The organism is Ruegeria sp. HKCCD6426, assembly GCF_057221115.1.
Genome location: NZ_JBWVBF010000002.1, coordinates 344,191 through 361,122 on the forward strand (window position 1 = coordinate 344,191; position 16,932 = coordinate 361,122).

A 16,932-nucleotide genomic window follows, 5' to 3' on the forward strand; every position below is an offset into this window, starting at 1 on the left:
AATGAATGCAATCACGGCGTGTTAGTATTGGAACTGGGCGCTTTATCAGCCCGCCATACATAGTGCAGCAATCACCAACAACTGAAATGGCAGTATAGGCTTGGCGAGCGAGCCAAAGACCAATGGAGATATTCACAAGATATACATAGCCATGTGCATCTAACGTGATTATCTCGCTGCCACACCAGACTTGATGCATTAGGTCATTGAGACGATTGTACCGGCAAAATGTCGCCTGAATAACTGGTAATCTATAGGTTGTAGAAATACCATAAACAAAATAGCTGCGCCTATAGGATAAAGTTTGGAAATGACTGGCTGGGCACCTTGTTGACAGTACCGCTAATGTTGCCGGCGGTATTGCATTGTGATTTGGTGTTTCTCGCATTATGACGCACCTATTCTGTACTCAAAATTAGCTCTGCACGTGAAAAAATGCCCATAAAAATCATCATCCTGAGCCTGCCGAGCGACGTTGAGCGCAGGCGTTCATGTGAAGGTGAAATTGCGCGCTTCGGGTTACAGCATGAGTTTGTCGATGCGATTTCCGGAGAGCAGCTTGAAGATTCTGAATTTCAAAGAGTCTACGACCCCGAACTTAACCGCAAGAGATTCAAGCGCCCCCTGAGTCGCAATGAAGTCGCCTGTTTTCTAGGGCATCGTCGGATTTGGAAGAAAATAGCCGATTCAAACGACCACCTGACGCTGGTTCTGGAAGATGACGCGACCTTTGTTAAGGATCCCAGACCTTTTCTCACCGCGATTTCCAAGTGCTCGGAAGATTTCGAAAACGTCATAGTCAAACTGGATGGCGTGTCGCGCAAGAACAAACAGACACTTACCTCCTTCGTTGACCAAACTCTCGTACTGTCCGACCATCTTCCGCCCAGAACGACTGGGTATACCATTGGCCGACGTGCCGCGGCGAAGTTGGCAAAGCTCGAGGCCCCTATTTCGCGTCCCATCGATGTTGACCTAAAGTTCTACTGGGAACACAAGGTGCCCATCTTGACCCTCCGGGAACAGATGATTGCGGAAAACGAGGCGCTCGGCAGCAACATAGAAAGTGTGCGTCAGAAGAACAAACCTGGCTCACCATTGCGCAGGTTCCTTCGGAATTTAGCCTTCCAAGCCAAGTACAATTTCGGTCGCTTGAGCCACCCCTTGAATCCGGACATGATCGATGGTCTGAGGCCATTGTTGAGGGGCAAGAAACCTATTCGGAATCTGCCATGAAAAAGAACCTTGTGGTTGTACGCGCCGGTAGCAGGTCATTACATCACCGGTGGCAGGAGATCGCGTATGAAGATCGTAATTACGATCTTCTGATAAGCTACTTCTCCGAAGAAGCATTTGCGAATTTTGTGCCCGAAACCGGCGTCGAAGCCGTATTGATCAAAGGCGGCAAATGGGACGGGCTATTTGAAACCCTCGCGGGTCGAGACCTGACCCGGTATGAGTATTTTTGGCTTCCAGACGATGACCTCGATATCAGTGCACAAGACGTGAACGCTTTGTTCAAGGCCATGCGCGTTTACGGATTGCGAATTGCACAGCCGTCGCTCACTCCAGACAGTTTTTTCTCTCATTTCGTATTCAGTCAGTGCCCGGGATTTGTGTTAAGGTTCACGAATTACATCGAAATCATGGCCCCATGTATGCACCGTGATATCCTTAAAACCGCATTGCCGTTGTTTCGGAGTACAATGAGTGGATATGGTTTGGACTACATTTGGTGCCGCTGGGCGGAGGCCGGTGCGTTTCGAGCTGCCATTCTGGATGAGATCGCCATGCACCATACCCGGCCGGTTGGGAAAAACCTGAAGGTGGCCATGTCTGAAGCGGGAAATATCAGCTCAGAAGACGAAGAGGCGGTGATCAAGGAATTGTTCGATCTATCGCGGCGTACTGTACCTTTGGTATTTGCCGCAATTATGAAGGGCGGGCAGCCAGTCTCAGGTCGGGTTCAGGTGGGTTGGCGCATGTGCCGTGCATGGTTATCCATGTTATCCAGCTTTCGTAGCGCCAGCGAGGCACGGGCCGGGATATTCAAGATCGCCCGCCGTCAATTGAGCAAGCCTTTGGACATGACGACGATTTCTCTGAAACGAGAAGGTGCCTGAATGAAAGCGAGCCGGTTCTTAATGGTCGGCGCTGGATTGTCCGGTGCCGTAATCGGTCGCGAGCTCGCAGAGCAAGGGCACGAAATAACCATTGTGGATCGCCGCGACCATGTCGGCGGAAACTGCCACACGAAACGCGATGCCGAAACCGGAGTCATGGTGCACGTCTACGGGCCCCATATCTTCCATACGGATGATGAAGAAGTTTGGCAGTACGTGAACCGTTATGCCAACTTCCTTCCATACAAGAACAGGGTCAAAACCACGTCTCAGGGGCAGGTATTTTCGCTACCTGTCAACCTTCACACCATCAATCAGTTTTTCGGCAAGACCATGCGCCCCGATGAAGCATTCGAATTCATCACACGAGAGCAGGCCGACACATCCATAACAAATCCACAAAGCTTTGAAGAGCAAGCATTGCGCTTTGTCGGGCGTGATTTGTACGAAGCGTTCTTCAAAGGCTACACGATTAAGCAGTGGGGCTGCCATCCCTCTGAGCTGCCTGCATCGATCCTCAAGCGGCTTCCACTGCGTTTCAACTACGATGACAACTACTTTTTCCACAGATTCCAGGGTATGCCAGAAAACGGTTACACTGAAATGATCGCCGGAATTCTCGATCATCCGGCGATCACAGTAGAACTGAATACCGTTTTTGATCGTAGTATGGGCGCTTCCTTCGACCATGTATTCTACTCTGGTCCGCTGGATGGCTATTTTGACTACGAGTTGGGTCGCCTGGGTTACCGTACCCTTGATTTCGAACGCTTCACCTATGAAGGAGATTATCAAGGCTGCGCGGTCATGAATTATGGTGAGGAAAAGGTGCCATATACGCGCATCACCGAGCACAAACATTTTGCGCCTTGGGAATCTCATGAAGGCTCGGTGTGTTATCGAGAGTATTCCCGCGCGGCTGGTCCTAACGATATTTCATATTATCCTATCCGTCAGGTAGAAGAAAAAGCGCTGCTTAGTGACTATGTCAAATTGGCCGACAAGACCCGGAACGTTACCTTTGTTGGACGTTTGGGAACATACCGTTATCTCGATATGGACGTAACAATTCGCGAGGCATTGGACACCGCGCACACGTCCTTGGCAGCGCTGGCTCAACAGCAACCCCTCAAGCCGTTCGCTGTATCCGTCCTTTAAGATGCATCTCTTGTCAGTCGTCTATTCGAAAGAGTTATGCAATGAGAGCACTGATGAGAAATCTTTTTGAACTTGGGCCACAACAGACTGGCACAGGAAGCGGCGTTAGCCGCGCTGCACTGGTGTAGATTTAATGTTCTCTCGGATTCAACATAATCACCATGCACGACAGATATTACAATGCCTTCTCCCATCTGTTTGCTGTTATCAATTCCATCGTCTATTGGCTGAGATACATGACCTGGCTTCTCGGAAGACGCAATCAAATCGCCGCACTCGACATCTGTTCTTTACGCCAACTCGAAAATGGGCTTCTTGACCGAGCGCTGGATTTTTTCTGGAGATAAGAGATGATCAAATCTGCCTGGGACAAATGGCGAAGCGGCTATATGGGCCGTCTTGTCAGTGAAAGCTTTCGCGCTCAGGGCGGGTTATACTTTGTCGCAATTGTTGCGATGATTGTTGTTGCGGCAACTACCGCCGGTTCGGCCTATATGATGGAGTATATTGTCGACGCCATGACCAGCCCCGAAATGCGAGGCTGGGCCAAGGTCATTTCCCTAAGTGTGGTTGGACTGTTCTTTCTCAAAGCGGTGGCGTCTTACATTCAGGCCGTATTTCTTGCCCGCGCTGGCAACCGGATCGTTGCTGCCCAGCAAGAGAAACTGTATCGCAAGCTGCTCAGACACGGCATTGCTTTTTTTAGCAAAAATGAATCCTCTAACCTCTTGATGCGCACAACGCACGGAGCGCAGGCCGCGCGGGGGCTGATCGACGTACTTGTTACGGGCTTTATTCGCGATGCACTGACACTTGTGGGGCTTGTCATTGTTATGGTGTACCAGCAGCCGGTTTTGTCCGTAATGTTCTTTGTTGTTGGGCCGATTGCTATGCTTGGGGTTCGCCAACTTCTGAAAAGAGTGCGCTCAATCATGCAGGCCGAGTTTAAGTCCCTGGCCGAAATCATCCGGGTGCTGCAGGAAACATCGGCGGGAATAAAGGTGATCAAGGTGTTTTCGCTTGAAGACCGGATGATCACACGCATGGATACGGCTATCCACAAGGTTGAGCAGCGCTCGAACGATATTGCGAAGTTGCAATCAATCGCCAGCCCTTTGATGGAGTTTCTGGCGGGGCTGGCTGTTGCCGGAGTTCTGGTCATTAGCACCATTGGAGTAGCGGGCTCCGAGCAACCAACAGCTGGACAGTTGATGTCGTTCATTACGGCTTTGCTGATGGCGTACGAACCCGCAAAACGGCTTTCTCGGATGCGCGTTCAGATCGAAACATTCATGGTTGGCGTCAGCCTGTTATTCGGTCTGCTGGACGAAGAAGACACTATGCAGGAAAGTCCCGACTCTCATGATCTGCTTGAAGGTCCGGGCGAGATCAAACTGCGCAATCTCAGCTTTGGATATCAAGGTTCCATATCTGTGATCGAAGATATGAACGTGACCTTTGAGGCGGGTAAAACTACGGCATTGGTGGGGCAATCCGGCGGTGGAAAATCTACCATTTTTGGATTGATCATGCGATTCTACGATCCTGACCGGGGGAGTGTCGAAATTGACGGCCAGGACCTCAGGGGGGTCAGTTTTTCATCGTTACGCCGCAAGATTTCCTATGTCGGACAAGACACGTTTCTGTTTTCGACCTCTGTAATGGATAACCTGCGTTGTTCCGCACCGGACGCCACTGACGAAGAAGTCATAGCAGCGGCAAAAGCTGCTCACGCACACGGATTCATTAGTGAGTTACCTAATGGGTATGAGACACAGGTAGGTGAGAACGGAATATTTTTGTCCGGAGGGCAAAAACAACGGGTGGCAATCGCCCGGGCCATCCTGCGCAAGGCCGAGATTCTTTTGCTGGATGAAGCGACCAGCGCCCTCGATGCGGAATCTGAATCTTTGGTAAAAGAAGCACTGGACGCATTGACCAAAGAGATGACCGTACTTGTGATAGCTCATCGCCTCTCCACCGTGTTGGAGGCGGATAAAATCGTGGTTATTCAGGACGGCGCAGTTGTCGAGCAAGGAAATTTAAACGAACTTTTGGAAAGTGGCGGCAATTTCAAAAAACTGTTCGACCAACAATTCAAGACCCACGAAACGGGATAGTGCAGCGCTTCAGGTCGGGCTACAATCTCAAAGTTCACAGACTGCCGTTCTTGACCAGGTATTCCGCAATTTCTCCCATCGGGCGAGTATACGGTGAATCGTTTCTACCCGGACACCCAGGTTTCGCTGGTAAAGTCGAATAATTTGAGACCAAAGAAACACTTGAGGCGGCAAGCTTTATAGTACCCGCGAAGTAGCTCAAGGTTAACGGTCGACGACACCAGAATGACGCAACTAATAGGGGTTGACTATTGCCCTACCAGACCGGAAAAGTCCCCCTGAATTGAGCAATAGTTTGCGTGAAATATTCCTTAGTCAGGATTGCTCTCAGTTGAAGTCCGTTCATATTCACGGAGTTGAGAAATGCATCTGAACCCTTTTTTGTATGAGTTGATCCAGACAGAGGGGGTTCCCAAGCCGGACATAGACGTTCCACTGCGCGAACAATACGGGCAGCTAGCCGAAGACGTGATTGTAGATTCACTCCTGTCAGCTTGGGCCGTGCGCACCGGATCGAACCTGAAGTCACTGAGATACCTTGAGATCGGCGGAAATCATCCTTTTGCGACAAGCGCAACATTTCTTCTAAGCCGTAAGCAAAGGATGCACGGCGTCATCGTCGAAGCAAATGACGACCTGATCGGGCCTCTGCGCACCGCAAGGCCCAACGATACTATTGTTCATTGCGCGATCACCCCGGAAGATCGTGACAAAATTGAGTTCTATATCTCCAATCAATCCGAGCTGAGTTCACTGGATCGGCGTTTTGTCGAAGAATGGCAAGATGGCAAGGTTGGGATAGCCGATGTACGTATTGTTCCGGCTATGCGCGTCAACACACTTGTCGAACAGCACTTTGAAGACGAGGCTCCGGTATTTCTAGCAATTGACGTCGAGGGTCTGGATCTACAGATATTGCAGGATTTTGACTGGAACAGATGGCGCCCAGTGGTTGTTCAGGTCGAACCCTCCGACCACCACGTGGCAGGTACATCCGACGCCATGATCGAATTTATGGCCAGTCAGAGATATATCTTGGCGGCCCGCACCGATATCAATCTAGTCTTCGTGGACAGGGCAACAATTACCTCACCCGCGAAGGCAACCAAAGCGAAGCGGGCAGAAAAGCCGACTTCAATCTATGGCAAGAATTGCTCGGTCGGCATCGTCACGCGAACGAAGGATCGCGCGGTTTTGTTGCGACGCGCACTGGAAAGTGTAAAGAACCAGACATATCCGAATTGGCAACTGGTTGTTGTTAACGACGGAGGCGCGCCCGAACCAGTCAACGAGTTGGTCGCAGCCATTCTGGGTGACGATGAGCGCGTTCAAGTTTTGCATCACGAAACCTCCAAGGGTATGGAAGCTGCGAGCAACGCTGGCCTGCTGAGGTTGGATACCGATTTGGCGGTGATCCACGACGATGATGACAGCTGGGCGCCTGATATGCTGACCGTGGCAATTGGTGTCCTGCGGAAGCAGAACACCATGTTCCCGACCGTAAGGGGCGTTGTATCGCGCATAAACTGGGTTCGCGAAACCGTGGTGGGTAATCACGTCAGAATCGAAGACATTAAGCCCTGGCAACGAGGTGATAAGGATGAACTTCAGGAGGGATTGATCGACTTGTCCCGTATGCTGGTTAAAAACCAGTATCCGCCCATTGGCTTCATTTTCGATCTACAGGTTTGTCGGGAACTTGGAATGTTCGACGAAACTCTTCCGGTGCTAGGCGACTGGGATTTCCATCAGCGTTTTTGCATGGCATATGACGTTTGGGTCCACCCAGAAGCGTTGGCGTTCTATCATCATCGCCAAAATGCCACCGGAGCTCTGGGTAATACTGTCATAGCCGGCAGATCCAAACACCTCCTCTACAATACTTACCTCCGCAACCGCTGGCTAAGGGAAGCCGCGCAGGATCAAAACGTGCAGGCCCCGCTTGCAATTCTGTTGAGAGAACAGGGCCTTGAATTTGACAAGATGGAAATGCGCCCGATGGGAACATCGGACGCAGCACCATCTGTAAGAAATTTTGATGAGCCCAAGAAGAAGAAAACCGGCTTGGCCAAGTTTCTTTCGGATCTGAATTATCGAAGAAAAGCACTGAGGTTCAAACAGTGACGAACTCTGGAACAACACAGGATTTTCCCGCGGGATCGAGTGTCGTTTCTTTTGATATCTTCGATACGCTGTTGCACAGGCTGACCAAGGCACCAGTTGACGTGTTCGAAATGGTGAGACTGCGCGCGTTCGAGGACGAGCGAAGTCTGTACCACCATGATCTGCTTGATAATTTCGCAATATCGCGCTGGCAAGCCGAGAGTGACGCGCGACATCACCGGATACAAAAACATGGCGGCGAAGGCGAAATCACCTTTGACGAGATCTATGAGCAATGGGTTCGAGACAACGAAGCACCTCAAGAGATCGCGGAATGGCTAAAGGCGCTGGAACTTGATTGCGAAAGACGCGTTTTTTATGTCTCCGCAGAGGGCCTGGAACTGTATTCAAAGGCTTTGTCCGAAGGAAAGAAAATTGCGTTCCTAAGCGACATGTATCTTCCTTCCGACTGGCTTACGGACAGGCTGGTTGACTTGGGGTACGAGCAGGCAAAAACACATCCAATCTACGTTTCTGGCGAAGTACGTCTGTCAAAACACTCGGGTGCACTCTATACGCACGTTGCCGAGGCCGAGGGTTGGTCACGTGACTCAAGCTGGCTGCATGTTGGTGACAATCGTCATGCCGATGTTAAGCAAGCACGCGCATCAGGGTTAAACGCACTTCATGCGACCTGGCCGAGCGTAAACAACATTCGCACCGAACGCTGTCAGGAATTTTCTGGCGACTTCATCTACTCTCTCATCGAAGGTTTGTCGCTGCCTCAGGCAACCCGACGCTTGCCGCAAGATCCACTTGAACGGATCGGCTATTTGGTCTGGGGACCAATGCTGTTTGGCTACGTATGCTGGCTAATGACGCAGTTGAAGGAAAAGAACATCGACCGGGCACTCTTTGTGGCGCGGGATGGTTGGCTGATGAAGCGGCTCTATGAAATGTGCAACGAAGTATCGGCCGTGCCTGGCGTTGAATCAGAGTATTTCTTTATGTCACGCAAAACTGGGTACAAGACAGGGACGCGTGATTGGGATCCAGTTCGGGCGTGGAACTATATCGGCGGTAAGACAGACCAGAACGCTGAACGTGCCTTTTTCGCAGCGAACCTGAATCCGCGTGACTACCAGGCAATGCTGAAAGATCGCGGGATTTCCGACCTCAAGGAACCACTAAACACCAGTCAGCGTGAAAGCTTGTTTAATATATTGAATGAGCTGCATTCCGATGTGTTGAGAAAATCCGTGGAAACGCGCGCCAGCTATGGATGCTATTATGATCGCCCTTTAAAAGATTCTGATCGTATCGCGCTGATCGATATTGGTTGGGTCGGCAATCTGCAGAGGTGCTTTTCCCACTCTTTGTCCGACCCGACAGCATATGAAAGAGTCGAAGGTTTCTACGTAAGCTTGCATCGGGATTTTGTGCACCCAAATCAAAACTTGGGATTGCCAATGCAAGGGTGGCTGAACGGTTCTGGCCGATATGACGAATTCAACACGGCACTGCTTTCGGGCGGGGTCGAGTTGATGGAATTTGTACTGACGGCTGATCACGGGTCTACAATCGATCTGAAGCGAGAAGGGGATCAGGTTTCGCCTGTATTTGAGACCCAGGGAGAACAGGAGCAGGAGCATCAGCGCATGGCGGCAAAGGCGCAAGCCGGCGTGATCAAGTTCGTCGAGGACTACCGCTTCCTGCTGGAGATGTTCTCGCCCGCCACGCTCTCAACACCGATATGGGCAGAGTTTTTCCTGGAGATGACCATGAACCCGTCGGCGGAGCAAATAGAGCACCTCGCGGAGATTACTCATTCTGACTCGCCGGGTGGCAATGTTGATCGGATTGTACTTGCGCCTAAGCTACCCGTGGCTGATGCACGCAACAGAAGAAAAAGAAACAGAGCCCGAGAACAGGCGTATTGGAAGGCTGCATTTGACATCAGGAACTCCTGATTGCATTCGGCCAAATTGCTGCGCCAAAGCATGATTTGCCCAGCAGTGCCTTGAATCAATTGCGAAGTCCCAATTTGAAGCGTTTTTTTCTACGCAGGCCTATCGACTGCGCCACACTGGCCGCCGAGAAAACTCACGAGCCTAGTTAGAGCTTTCGAAACTCAACCACCAAATCAACTCGTCAGTCGCCGTATTTTGCAACTGGTTTCAGCTGTGCTATGGCGTGGAGCCGTATGGCGGATCCGGGCCGGCGCCCATGGTCAGCGCAGCCCAAAAAAGATGACGGAACGGCAAAAATCCAGAGTGTTGCTCAAGTTCGACAAACTTTGGACAAATTGTGCCGGCACTTCAGAAAGTTACTTGTTATCAGTTTGATACGACTGATAGGCAAGTGGAAATTGGACCGTGACGCTGAAGACAGAATCGAAAATTTTCAAAAGATAATGACGTCTATTTGCGTGGATGGTCTGAACGAAGGGCAAATTTTGTCTCTCATGAGACTTATTAACAAATAAGGACGTAACGACTGTGGTTGTCTACACCAACGATCAGATTGCCGATTTTTTGATCTATGACACAAGGGGCGTTGAGAGGAAATGGGGATCTACGAACATCTCTGTCAATTTCGATGGTGTCGCGCCACATGTGAAACACCTTGTGTCAATGGCGCTCGACACATGGTCGAGCGTTTCCGGTCTGAACTTTTACAATGTAGGCTCATCGGCACAAATCACGTTCGATGATAACGACGACGGCGCCTATGCGCAGCCTTATTATGGGTCAGGGAACGCGTCGACTTGGTACTATTCAGCACAAGACGTAAATGTCGGCAAAGATTGGATTGCGTACTACGGAACTGGATACGATAGCTATTCTCACCAAACTTATCTGCACGAAATTGGCCACGCCATTGGGCTTTGGCACGCAGGAGACTACAACATCGTCGCGACATATGGTGTTGACAACCACTATGAGAACGATAGTTGGCAAGCCTCCATCATGTCGTATTTCTCACAATACGAAAATACGAGTGTGAACGCGTCACACGCTTATGTCATTACCCCAATGATCGCCGATATCCTTGCGGTTTGGCAACTCTATGGAGAGCCCAACGACATCCGTACCAATAATACAAGATACGGGTACGACTCCAACGCCGGGGGTGTTTATGACAAGATCACGGCCGTCGGAGGCCAGGTCGCATTTACTATCGTTGACGATGGCGGCGTGGATACGATCGACTTTTACTACGACCACTCAAACCAACGCGTTGATCTGAAGGGTGAAAGCTATTCCGATGTTTTTGGTCTGATCGGAAACATGGCCATCATGCGCGGAACAGACATTGAGAATTACATTGCCGGGCAGGGAAATGACACTGTTTATGGCAACAGTCAGAATAACTATATCCGCGGCAGCGGGGGCCACGACAAGGTTTTTGGATTGACCGGCAACGACGCCTTACACGGCGGCACCGGGAACGATACTGTTGTCGGCGGTCTTGGCAACGACGACCTGTTCGGAAATCAAGGCACCGATACCCTGGCGGGTGGTAGTGGGACAGACAAACTGTGGGGCGGGAACGGCAATGATGTTCTTTGGGGTGATGCGGGAAATGACACTCTACGCGGAGGCCATGATAACGATATTCTCAAAGGTGGAAACGGAAATGACACCCTGTTCGGTGATGGCGGGGCTGACCTTCTGATTGGAGGAGTCGGCAAAGACTTTCTGCGCGGATGGACAGGATCCGATAAGATTTGGGGTGACGACGGAGACGACAATCTGCGCGGTGGCCAAAACAACGACCTTCTCGTCGGAGGCAAAGGCAAGGATACCGCGTACGGGGATCACGGTAACGATAGGGTTGTTGGAGGTGACGGAAACGATTTTCTGTCAGGAGGGACAGGGTCAGACCGGATATGGGGCGGTGCCGACAATGACATCTTGCAGGGGGGTGACGGAAACGACTTCCTTTACGGTGAAGCCGGCAACGACGTTCTGGTCGGGGGTCTAGGAAATGACAATCTGTCCGGCGGGTTTGGTGCCGATACGTTCGTCTTCGCAGATAATTTCGGAACTGATCACATCACTGATTTCACGCTAGGAGAAGACATTATCCGATTGGACGGTATTGTTCAGGATTTCGCAGAGCTTCAAATCAGCTCGACAGCTACGGGCGCTTTGATAGACACCGGATCTGGAACAATTCATTTGGATGGAATTTCAGCACTGGATATCACGTTGGACGACATCCAGTTCATCTAGTTACCCGCGATAGACCTACATTGCACGGTCAGGTTTCCCGCCGGGCTGATCTATCAGGTGCAACTGAACTCGGAGTTCAAGCCTTGTCCGGTATCCGGGCCGGGCTTGATTTGTTACCAGCCGGTCGCGTTATGGCGCACATCTGGTTCAGCGCAACTGGGCGGATCAAGACGGTCGTAATAGCTTTGATCCTAAATTCATTGGATAATTGAACCTTTTGTGGGATAGAGAACATCCCATCCCCGGTTCCACAAAAGGTCATACCTCATTGTTCCCGCCCCACCCCCAAATCACTCATTTTTCAGTGGATGTTTTTGGAACACTTGTCTTTCGGCTCACAAAAACACCGACCGATGTTTTTGTCGGCATGGAGGGCGATTCAGATGTGGGCAAGATCACTGAGGACTTTGCGGATTACCGTATTCAAGCCGAAAAACTCGCCAGGCGCCTTGCCGCCAACGCCGGTAGGGACGAAATCACCCTGAACGAAATCTACGACAATTTCCGTCTGTTGGTGCGCTGCAGCGAGGCAGAAAAAAAATTACTCATGAGCAAGGAAGTCGCCGCTGAGAAACGCGCGACAAAACTGTCGGTTTTCGGGCGCAATTTCTTGGACCACGTCGAATCGACCGGCGGGCGTTATGTCATCACATCTGACACCTACCTTCCCGCAACGGTCATAGAGGAGCTCCTTAACAACGCCGGTGTCACAGGGTACGAAAAGCTGTTTCTTTCCAGCGAGACACAAAAAACCAAACGCCAGGGAAATGCCTTTGACCTCGCTGTAAGTCATTTCAAGGCACGACCAGCCGAAATTATGCACATCGGGAGCAATTGGCGTGATGACATTCAAATACCTGGACGCATGAACTACGCAACCCATTACGTTATACCGAGAGAATGCACCCAAGACCGCAAAAAAGCTGCAGTTGAAGGAACGTTCCTTCGGCATGGGAAACATCCCTTGACACAGGCATTCGCGGCGCAATTCCTAGAAGAGGAGTGCTCAGATCTCGAAAGCGCCGACATCAGCCACTTTAGTGAAGATAAGTATTTTGAAGCAATTGGAGCTACTGTCCTCGCACCATTTGTAACCGCTTTTTGTGTTTGGCTGTCCGACAATGCGAGCAGACATAATATCCAACATCTCGCTTTCCTGGCACGAGATGGGAAATTCATAAAAAGAGTGTTCGACCTTTTGCACCCACATGGTTGGTCAACGACATACGTGGCGGCATCGCGACGCATGACAACGTTGCCCTCCACTGCTTTGGATTCTAGGACAATAGCGAACTTTTTTCATAGGACACTGGAAGGCTCAAAGACAATCTCCGAGTTTCTTTTCAAGTCGAGGACGTCCCAATCATTAAAGACTCATTTTCAAGACTTGGGATTTGACCTCAACGCAACCCTCACTCGAAATACACGGAAAGCGTTTCTTCGCGCCCTTTCAGAAAGCTCTGAACCTCTTCAACGCAGTTTTCTTCCCGAGTTGCAAACCATTAAGGACTATTATGACGAAACTTTCCCGTCTGAACAATTAAACGGTCTGATCGACTTGGGGTGGCGCGGTAGTCTTCAAGACTCAATCGAAAAATGCTTGATGGGGAACCAAAATGTCATTGGTTTCTACGTCGGAACAAGCGAGGACGCAATTGACATCCTCGAGTGTAAGGAACGCAAGCACGAGGCCTTTTTGTGTCGAAATGGGTTGAATACATATCAAGCGAAAATGCTGGACCGCTACCGGGATCTGATAGAGTTTCTTTTTTCAGCCGACCACGGCAGCTTATACTCCGTTTCTCCTAAAGAAGACCAGTTCACTTGGCTCAAGTATGAAATATCTGCCTCGGAACGCACCACAATGGATTTAGCTCGACACATACAAAACGGGGCTTATCGTGCGATCGAAGGACTCTTGGAAAAACTGCCGTACGAAGAAATCAGAGAGCTAAGCAAAAAATATGATGCCGGTGATTTCTGGGATTTCATGGAGAACCCATCGAAGCAGGATGCGCACCGATTCCGCAACATCCGGGTCTTTTCGGGAGTTGGGGATGATATCGGCGAAAGCCTGACAATGATTGGCGAACGAAGCTCTCACTACAATAACCTGAAGCGTAGCTCATGGCCGGAGGCTTACGTAACCACACTTGGAAAACTCGGGCGGGCGCGAGTGAATTTCTTCAGAAGACGAAAGAACTTACCCGAAATCTGAACCCTGCTTAGATTTGTGCGCAATAGTCAATTGTGCGCTCGTCATAAGCACATATCAGACCTCAACCCAAGCATCAGTGTGCTTCCGTCTGCTCGCGGTAAGCTGGGAATACTTTCGCATCGGCTGGCGAGCTCATTGCGTACACAAACAAATCCGATTCAGCGCCCCTGCTACCGGTAGTTCGAAAAAATCGCATCATTTATTGGAAAGCGGAGTCGAATTTTCTCGCAAAGCTCCCGTCGGACATGATGATTTGGGAATCTCGCATCTATCGAGCGCGTCATTTCTTTTGAAACAAATGATTCAGCAGCAATCAAGGAGTTAAGGTTTTCTTTGTAAGCTCTTTCTTGAAAGGCGGCATCTTTGCTTGCGTTTCTCCATTTTTCAATATCGCTGCCTTCATCAATCCACTTGCCAGTTTCCGCCCCAACTAATTGCTGAATAATTTCTGCACCAGGAAAGGCCCCACCTCCGTTAAAAGGGATTACCCGGGTCTTCCCTTTCGTATACTCGGAAAACACCGAAATATGCGAGTTGTAGTCAAAAATAAAGTTCCATCCTTTTGGAATCCCATCAGTTTGGCTCCCTGACCTTGGAACAAATAAATATCCCGCCTGCATAACCGAAGAAAAAGACTGAAACCAATCAAGGTACACGCCGTGTTTGCACATCTCGGCCATAACAGACGCAAAGCGCACCCCAGCCTCTCGCAACACGAATAGGTATTCCACTTCGTCAAACCCCAGACTGAAGAGTTTTTCATCCAAACGTTTTGCGGACTCCAAATCACATAGCAGGTTTTCGAATTCCTCAGAAGAAATAAATAGGTCTGTACAGTGTCCTGGCATCCCATCAACTGCTTCTTTCAGGCCGTCATACTCCCAGCGCAAAATCGACCATGCCAGACTGTGGTGCGCAGGATAAGGCGTGACAACTTCGAAATGAACACCTTTGCCTGACATCTCCGTCGCGTGCGTTCTGCATGCAGCCTGCAAAAAAGTGCTGCCGGTTTTATGCAACCCACAATGTACTATTGCTCGCCGGGGTTTTCTGGATCGCCATGTGGAAAGGAAAGGGGAACGAAGACTGAAAGCCATGGCATTTTCCCGATCAGTTTTGGAGAATTTTGACCGCCGCTACATAGCGCAGTGTTCATATCAGGTAAACATCGTTCGATGCCCCACCAAGTGGCCCGTCGGCATCAACTTAGACTGAGGCATTGATACAGAAGTGGACTCACTTTCAAACAACTCGCCGCGAGCCATTCGGAAGGAATTTGAACTAGCAAGCGAAGGCCAAATCCCCGAACTGCGCTCGAAAGCAGCAAAGCTGGAAGACAAGATCGCCAATCTGATCGTTAACGAAGGATAGTTCGATAATACGTCCAAGCTTTCAATGTCGTTTCTCACAAGCCCTCACAATACTTAGAAAAACTTGTGGGATGAAAGGCCTAGTCCGGCGACTAGTGCTTTCTGCCGTTGAAAATTTGTACGAACGAAGGATTTCGAGCTGAGGAACAACCTTAACCTTCAAGAAGTTGAAGTTCCTCTACACGTCTGACGAAATGGTGCCTCAAGAGGGACTCGAACCCCCGACCTTGTCCTTACGAAGGACCTGCTCTACCAGCTGAGCTATTGAGGCACCCTTTGTCGCGGCTATGTGTCCTGCCAGAGCACAAGCCCGGTGACGCGACGACGCGATAGGTCGTTTAGACGGTTGGGCAGCCGCGCGCAAGTGTCCGGTGCGCCAGAGTTGGCGACCCCGGCAGGATTCGAACCTGCAACCTGCCCCTTAGGAGGGGGCTGCTCTATCCAGTTGAGCCACGGGGCCGCGCGCCGCCTTCTGTAAACGGGTTTTCTGGGCTTGTCATTGCCTTTGCACAACAGTTGTAAAGATTGCCCTGTTCACGCTACCATCAGGCAAAACAACAACGCAGGTATTCCCGGTGACAACAGAAACAAAACGCCCACTTACCCTTCGTGATGTCTCGGAAGCATCCGGAGTGTCGGAAATGACTGTCAGCCGTGTACTGCGAAACCGGGGCGACGTTTCAGACGCAACGCGGACCCGGGTGCTGGCCGCTGCCAAGGAACTTGGCTACGTGCCGAACAAGATCGCAGGGGCGCTGGCATCCAGCAGGGTAAACCTGGTTGCGGTCATCATCCCTTCCCTGTCGAACATGGTGTTTCCCGAGGTCCTAACCGGCGTCAACCAGGTGCTGGAGGATACGGAGTTGCAGCCCGTGGTCGGTGTCACCGATTACCTGCCCGAGAAAGAAGAGAAGGTTCTGTACGAGATGCTCTCGTGGCGCCCATCAGGTGTCATCATCGCGGGGCTGGAGCATACGGACGCCGCGCGTGCGATGCTCGATTCAGCTGGCATTCCGGTGGTCGAAATCATGGATGCAGATGGCAAGCCTGTGGATGCGATGGTCGGTATTTCTCACCGTCGCGCAGGGCGCGAGATGGCTCAGGCTATACTCAAAGCCGGATACGAGCATATCGGCTTTATGGGCACCAAGATGCCTTTGGATCACCGCGCGCGAAAGCGGTTCGAGGGCTTTACTGAAGTGCTGGGCAAGCACGGGGTCGAGATCGAAGACCGCGAGTTTTACTCGGGCGGCTCTGCGCTCGCCAAGGGCCGCGAGATGACGAAGGCGATGCTGGATCGTTCGCCTGAATTGGATTTTCTTTATTATTCCAATGACATGATTGGCGCTGGCGGCTTACTGTATCTGTTGGACCAGGGCATTGATGTGCCCGGCCAAATCGGTCTAGCAGGTTTTAACAATGTCGAGCTGTTGCAGGGGCTGCCACGTAAATTGGCCACGATGGATGCCTGTCGGCTTGAGATCGGGCGCAAAGCGGCCGAGATCATCGCTGCACAACTGCAAGACCCGGATACCGAGGTTGATACGCGCGTCACTCTGACCCCCAAGATCAGCTACGGTGACACGCTGAAACGGCGCTGAC

At 50.8% G+C, this 16,932-nt stretch carries 10 protein-coding genes and 2 tRNA genes; 9 read left to right on the forward strand and 3 right to left on the reverse strand.

Annotation, left to right across the window (positions count from 1 at the left end; all coding sequences use genetic code 11):
- The first annotated feature begins 435 nt into the window (after window positions 1-435).
- From AC2TDA_RS06435 to AC2TDA_RS06470, 8 genes are all read left to right on the forward strand, one after another.
- A complete protein-coding gene (locus AC2TDA_RS06435; RefSeq protein WP_480844902.1) occupies window positions 436-1,236 on the forward strand; it encodes a glycosyltransferase family 25 protein in 801 nt (266 codons plus the stop codon).
- On the forward strand, window positions 1,233-2,123 hold the full coding sequence (locus tag AC2TDA_RS06440; RefSeq protein WP_480877827.1) for a hypothetical protein: 891 nt from the start codon (window positions 1,233-1,235) through the stop codon (window positions 2,121-2,123). Before AC2TDA_RS06435 ends, AC2TDA_RS06440 begins: the two co-directional genes overlap by 4 nt.
- A complete protein-coding gene (gene glf, locus AC2TDA_RS06445; RefSeq protein WP_480877825.1) occupies window positions 2,124-3,281 on the forward strand; it encodes a UDP-galactopyranose mutase in 1,158 nt (385 codons plus the stop codon).
- Between the two features lie 350 nt (window positions 3,282-3,631).
- Entirely contained in the window at window positions 3,632-5,401 is a 1,770-nt protein-coding gene (locus tag AC2TDA_RS06450; RefSeq protein ID WP_480844905.1) for an ABC transporter ATP-binding protein, read from the forward strand.
- 363 nt (window positions 5,402-5,764) lie between these two features.
- Window positions 5,765-7,525: a glycosyltransferase gene (locus tag AC2TDA_RS06455; protein WP_480877823.1), complete on the forward strand. Its 1,761-nt coding sequence runs from the start codon at window positions 5,765-5,767 to the stop codon at window positions 7,523-7,525.
- Window positions 7,522-9,474, forward strand: coding sequence for an HAD family hydrolase (locus AC2TDA_RS06460; RefSeq protein WP_480844907.1), 1,953 nt, complete (start codon window positions 7,522-7,524; stop codon window positions 9,472-9,474). The genes AC2TDA_RS06455 and AC2TDA_RS06460 overlap by 4 nt, the downstream gene beginning before the upstream one ends.
- A 528-nt stretch (window positions 9,475-10,002) precedes the next feature.
- Window positions 10,003-11,742 (forward strand): M10 family metallopeptidase, encoded by a 1,740-nt coding sequence (locus AC2TDA_RS06465; protein ID WP_480877822.1) that lies wholly within the window; start codon window positions 10,003-10,005, stop codon window positions 11,740-11,742.
- A 268-nt stretch (window positions 11,743-12,010) separates the two neighbouring features.
- A complete protein-coding gene (locus AC2TDA_RS06470) occupies window positions 12,011-13,960 on the forward strand; it encodes a hypothetical protein (RefSeq protein ID WP_480877820.1) in 1,950 nt (649 codons plus the stop codon).
- Window positions 13,961-14,130: 170 nt separating this feature from the next.
- Here AC2TDA_RS06470 and AC2TDA_RS06475 read toward each other — a convergent pair whose 3' ends face one another.
- The 3 genes from AC2TDA_RS06475 to AC2TDA_RS06485 all read right to left on the reverse strand — a co-directional run bounded on the left by AC2TDA_RS06475 (window position 14,131) and on the right by AC2TDA_RS06485 (window position 15,790).
- The gene (locus AC2TDA_RS06475) at window positions 14,131-15,057 is read right to left on the reverse strand and encodes a hypothetical protein (protein WP_480877819.1); all 927 of its coding nucleotides are present in this window, start codon (window positions 15,055-15,057) and stop codon (window positions 14,131-14,133) included.
- Window positions 15,058-15,525: 468 nt separating this feature from the next.
- A tRNA-Thr gene (locus AC2TDA_RS06480) sits at window positions 15,526-15,601 on the reverse strand.
- Between the two features lie 112 nt (window positions 15,602-15,713).
- Window positions 15,714-15,790, reverse strand: a tRNA-Arg gene (locus AC2TDA_RS06485).
- 115 nt (window positions 15,791-15,905) lie between these two features.
- On the opposite strand from AC2TDA_RS06485, the gene AC2TDA_RS06490 reads away from it, so the two are divergent.
- Window positions 15,906-16,931 carry a LacI family DNA-binding transcriptional regulator gene (locus AC2TDA_RS06490; protein ID WP_480877818.1) on the forward strand — a complete coding sequence of 342 codons (1,026 nt, stop codon included), beginning with the start codon at window positions 15,906-15,908 and terminating at the stop codon, window positions 16,929-16,931.
- Window position 16,932 lies beyond the last annotated feature (1 nt).

Coding starts and splice junctions, on each gene's coding strand:
- AC2TDA_RS06435 (WP_480844902.1), top strand. CDS start 436: ATGCCCATAAAAATCATCATCCTGAGCCTGCCGAGCGACGTTGAGCGC.
- AC2TDA_RS06440 (WP_480877827.1), top strand. CDS start 1,233: ATGAAAAAGAACCTTGTGGTTGTACGCGCCGGTAGCAGGTCATTACAT.
- glf (WP_480877825.1), top strand. CDS start 2,124: ATGAAAGCGAGCCGGTTCTTAATGGTCGGCGCTGGATTGTCCGGTGCC.
- AC2TDA_RS06450 (WP_480844905.1), top strand. CDS start 3,632: ATGATCAAATCTGCCTGGGACAAATGGCGAAGCGGCTATATGGGCCGT.
- AC2TDA_RS06455 (WP_480877823.1), top strand. CDS start 5,765: ATGCATCTGAACCCTTTTTTGTATGAGTTGATCCAGACAGAGGGGGTT.
- AC2TDA_RS06475 (WP_480877819.1), bottom strand. CDS start 15,057: ATGGCTTTCAGTCTTCGTTCCCCTTTCCTTTCCACATGGCGATCCAGA.